Source organism: Burkholderia sp. Se-20378, assembly GCF_017104665.1.
GTDB lineage: Bacteria > Pseudomonadota > Gammaproteobacteria > Burkholderiales > Burkholderiaceae > Burkholderia > Burkholderia lata.
This window is the reverse complement of the sequence record NZ_JAAGPG010000619.1, coordinates 1-4,589: the sequence shown is the minus strand read 5'-3', so window position 1 is coordinate 4,589 and position 4,589 is coordinate 1. Positions and strand designations below refer to the sequence as shown.

The window sequence follows — 4,589 nt, the reverse complement described above, 5'->3', positions numbered from 1 at the left end:
AGCGGTCGAGAATCCGTACGGGCTCGGCGCGCTATGGAAGAACGGCGATTTCGTCGCCCGTTTCGTGCTGATCCTGCTGGTGATCATGTCGATGGGCAGCTGGTACATCATGATCACGAAGTTCGTGGAGCAGTTGCGTGCCAATCGCCGCGCGAAGCTCGCGGACGCGCAACTCTGGTCCGCGCCTTCGCTGGCCGAGGGCGCCAGGCTGCTCGACGAGGCGTCGCCGTTCCGCTTCATCGCCGAAACGGCGATCGAGGCCGGCGAGCATCATGACGAGGCGCTGCTGGAAGCAGTGGACCGCAATACGTGGATCGACGTGTCGGTCGAGCGCTCGATCACGAACGTGTCGAACCGGATGCAGGACGGGCTCGCCTTCCTGGCCACGGTGGGCTCCACCGCGCCGTTCGTCGGGCTGTTCGGCACGGTCTGGGGGATTTATCACGCGCTGACGGCCATCGGCATTGCCGGCCAGGCGTCGATCGACAAGGTCGCGGGCCCGGTGGGCGAGGCGCTCATCATGACCGCGATCGGCCTCGCCGTCGCAGTGCCGGCGGTGCTCGGCTACAACTTCCTGGTCCGGCGCAACAAGTCGGTGATGGAGCGGGTCCGCAACTTCGGCGCGCAACTGCATACCGTGCTGCTGGCCGGCAATCGGCGCCCGGTACGCGCGGCGTCATCGTCGCCGGCAGCTGCGTCGCTCGCGAACTGATCGGCGGACGGAGACGCGCGATGGCCATGAACGTCGGGCAGGACGAAAGCGACGAGGTGATCGCCAACATCAACACGACGCCGCTCGTCGACGTGATGCTGGTGTTGCTGATCATCTTCCTGATCACGATTCCGGTCGTGACGCACACGATCCAGCTTCAGTTGCCGAAGGAGACGGTGCAGCCGCTGCAGACGACGCCGAAGAGTATCGAGATCGCGGTGAACCGCGACGGCGATTTCTTCTGGGGCGAGCAGCTGGTGGATGCACAGACGCTGCTCGCGAAGCTGAAGGACGTGTCGCAGCAGCAGCCGCAGCCGAGCGTGCACGTGCGGGGCGACCAGAACACGCGCTACGAGTTCATCGGCCGGGTGGTCACGATGTGCGAACGCGCGGGGATCGCGAAGCTGTCGTTCATTACGGAGCCGCCGGCGCGCGGGGGGTAGTCGCGCGCGGGAATCGTGGTGGAACAGGGGCGGGCGGCAAGTGTTGAAGCGCTGACGCTGGTTGAGTTCGAGGCGTGGGATCGGCGTAAGTGCTAAAGCGCTGACGCTGGCCGACCGCGAAGCATGGGATCCACGTGAGCGCTAAAACGCTAACGCCGGTCGACCGCGAAGCATGGGACCCACGTAAGCGCTAAAGCGCCAACGTGGATCGACCGCGAAGCACGGGGCCCGCGTAAGCGCTAAAGCGCTAACGCTGGCCGACCGCGAAGCATGGGATCCGCGTAAGCGCTAAAGCACTAACGTGGATCGACCGCGAAGCATGGGGCCCGCGTAAGCGCTAAAGCGCCAACGCTGGCCGACCGCGAAGCATGGGATCCACGTAAGCGCTAAAGCGCCAACGTGGATCGACAGGAGTCGACGATGGGAATGAATGTGCCTTCGGGCGGGAGCAATGCCGAACCGGAAGTGATGGTCGACATCAACACCACGCCGCTGATCGACGTGATGCTGGTGTTGCTGATCATGCTGATCATCACGATCCCGATTCAGATGCATTCGGTGAAGATGGACCTGCCGGTGGGGAATCCGCCGCCGCCGGCCACGCCGCCGGAAATCGTGCAGATCGATATCGACTTCGACGGCACGACGACATGGAACGGCGCACCGGTACCGGACCGCGCGGCGCTCGAGTCGAAACTGACCCAGGTGGCCGCGGAGCCCGTGCAGGCCGAGATCCATCTGCGTCCCAACAAGCTGGTGCCGTACAAGGACGTGGCGGCCGTGCTCGCGTCCGCGCAACGCGTGGGCGCGACCAAGATCGGCCTGATCGGTAACGAACAGTTCATGCAATGACGACACGGACGAGCCGATGAACCAGCGACGATGGAAACGGATGATGGCGGTGACGGCGCTCGGCGCGGCAGGCCTGCTCGGACGCCCGGCGTTGCCGGCGGACGCGCTGCGGCCGGACGTGGCGAAACCGTTGGCGGCCGCACAGGAGCTGTACCGGGCGCACAAGTATCGCGACGCGCTGGGCAAGATCGCCCAGGCGGCCGCCGTGCCGAACCGGACGCCGTACGAAACCTACATGGTGGAAGAGATGCGCGGCGCGGCAGCGATGGCGGCCGGCGACTCGGGCACGGCCGCGCAAGCCTACGAGAGCGTGCTGAACTCGGGACGGCTGTCGGGCGAGGACGAGCAGCGGACCACGGCGGCGCTGGCCGGCATCTACTTCCAGCAGAAGAACTACCCGCTGGCGATCCGCGTCGCGCAGCGTTATCTGAAGGCCGGCGGCTCGGATCCGGAAATGCGCACGCTGCTCACGCAGTCTTACTACCTGTCAAACGATTGCGCACCGCTCGTGAGTCAGTTGAAAGCGAGCACCGACGCACAGGCGAATGGCGGACACGCGCCGGATGAAGGGCAGTTGCAGATGCTGGCGACCTGTGCGCAGAAAGTGAAGGACGGCAATGCGTATCGCGGTGCGCTCGGGCTGCTGGTGGCCTACCACCCGAGCCCCGCGTACTGGGACGAAATGGTCACGGCCATTCGCGGCAACCCCGGCTATCTGCCGTCGCTCGACCTCGACATCTACCGGTTGCGCCGCGCAACGGGCTCGCTTGCGTCAGCCAATGCGTACATGGAGATGACGCAGCTCGCACTGGTCGCGGGGTCGCCTGCCGAAGGCAAGCAGGTGATCGACCAGGGGTTTGCGTCCGGCGTACTCGGCAAGGACGCGGAGGCTGACCGCGAGAAGCGGCTGCAGGCACTCGCCGCGAAGCGCGCGCAATCGGGCGGGGACGCCACGACGCCGGCCGCACCGATCGACGCGGGCATGAACCTCGTCTTCGAGGGCCATGCGCAGCAGGGGCTGCCGATGATGGAGCAGGCGATTGCGAAAGGCGGGCTCGAGCATCCCGATGCGGCGCGGCTGCGGCTCGGCGAGGCGTATTACGTGGCCGGCCAGAAGGCGCGTGCGGTCCAGGTGCTGCGCACGGTCAAGGGGGCCGACGGTTCCGCTGACCTGGCACGCCTCTGGACGGTGGTGGCATCCCGGTAACGCAACGGGCACGTACGACGGCGAGCAACGCGGGCGCGGTCGGCAAGCGGTGTGCCGCCGCGATGGCGCCGATGCACGACGGGCAGGTCAGCCGATCTGAAGGGGCAGCCTTGTTAATTAGTAAACCGAATGAAATATGCGAAGGCCGCGTGGCCGCGCGACGCGGCCGCGGTGCCGCACTGCGCGCGGCTTGCACGCGGCGACAGCGTGCAGCGGGGTATCGCGCCGGGCCGGTCGTGTCACGGCATCGGTCGAGGCTTGACGACATCAAACCGATTTCGACTGCGAGGGTCCGTCTTTCCATGGTTTTGCCCCCTGATGAGTCGGTGCTCGTCGCCGTGTCGCTAGGCAACAAGATCCGGGCCCTGCGCCAGCGCCTGAAACTCACGCTCGACGAAACGTCGACGATCGCCGGCATTTCCAAGCCGTTCCTGTCGCAGGTCGAGCGCGGGCGGGCGACGCCGTCGATCACGTCGCTGGTGCGGATCGCGAAGGCGCTGGGCGTGACGATGCAGTACTTCATCGACACGCCGACGGAAGCGCGCTCGGTATGCCGCGGCAACGCGCTGCAGTATTTCCAGTTCACGAACTCGGCCAGCCTGTTCGCCAGGCTGACGAACCTGGTGGACGGCCGCAAGCTCGACGCGATTCTCGTCCGGATGCCGGCCGGGCAGCTGTCGTCCGAGATGACGACGCATGCGGGCGAGGAGTTCGTCTACGTGTTGCGCGGGCAGGTGGCGCTGACGCTCGAGGATTGCACGTTCACGCTGAACGAGGGCGATACCGCGCATTACGAATCGACGATGCCGCATGCGTGGCGCAACACGGCCGACGAAGAGGCGGTGATCGTCTGGGTCGGCACGCCCCGGCTGTTCTAGCGAAGGCGGCCGGCAGGAAGGAGAAGTACCCGATCGACGGCAGACGGTGCGCAGCACGGCGCGGGCACAGGCTCGTCTTGTGCAGAACCCGCTGTTCGTCGAATCGGGAAGAAGCAGGCAATGCGCTCAATGTAGGTGTTTAGTATGACGAATCAAAATAGCAAGCGACGGTGATGCTGGATGGTGCTGGTGACCCGAGGCTGAGCCGTTCGAGTCGTGGCAGTCGAAAGCGTGGCAATCGCGGGTTCCGGTACACGGGCACCCAGGACGCGCAAGGAATTCACAAGGTTCCGGCGCACAGCAGGTGGGGTCTTACTACGAGCGAGAGGGAACAAGATGAAGCAGAGAGTTTTGGCGTTGGCCATCAAGAGGATAGTCTGGGCGGAACTGGCGCTGACGGCCGCACTGGCGCCGCCGGCGTTCGCCCAGAGCCAGCCGGCGCCGGGCGCCGTCGCGATCGCGGATGCGGTCGCGAGCGGCGCGCCCGTGACCGTTGC

5 protein-coding genes are annotated in these 4,589 nt (G+C 65.9%); all 5 read left to right on the top strand.

The genetic code is table 11. The annotated features are described in order from the left end of the window. The coding region (locus tag G3N93_RS34955) for a MotA/TolQ/ExbB proton channel family protein (protein ID WP_206135009.1) at positions 1-712 on the top strand (712 nt) is incomplete at its 5' end. Positions 713-732: 20 nt separating this feature from the next. After that, the gene (locus G3N93_RS34950; protein WP_174933974.1) at positions 733-1,155 is read left to right on the top strand and encodes a biopolymer transporter ExbD; all 423 of its coding nucleotides are present in this window, start codon (positions 733-735) and stop codon (positions 1,153-1,155) included. A 420-nt stretch (positions 1,156-1,575) separates the two neighbouring features. Next, entirely contained in the window at positions 1,576-2,007 is a 432-nt protein-coding gene (locus tag G3N93_RS34945; RefSeq protein WP_011352157.1) for a biopolymer transporter ExbD, read from the top strand. A 16-nt stretch (positions 2,008-2,023) separates the two neighbouring features. After that, positions 2,024-3,214, top strand: coding sequence for a tetratricopeptide repeat protein (locus G3N93_RS34940; protein ID WP_206135008.1), 1,191 nt, complete (start codon positions 2,024-2,026; stop codon positions 3,212-3,214). Between the two features lie 302 nt (positions 3,215-3,516). Beyond that, complete coding sequence (locus G3N93_RS34935) at positions 3,517-4,092, top strand: helix-turn-helix domain-containing protein (RefSeq protein WP_043182976.1); 576 nt, start codon at positions 3,517-3,519, stop codon at positions 4,090-4,092. The last annotated feature ends 497 nt before the right edge of the window (positions 4,093-4,589 follow it).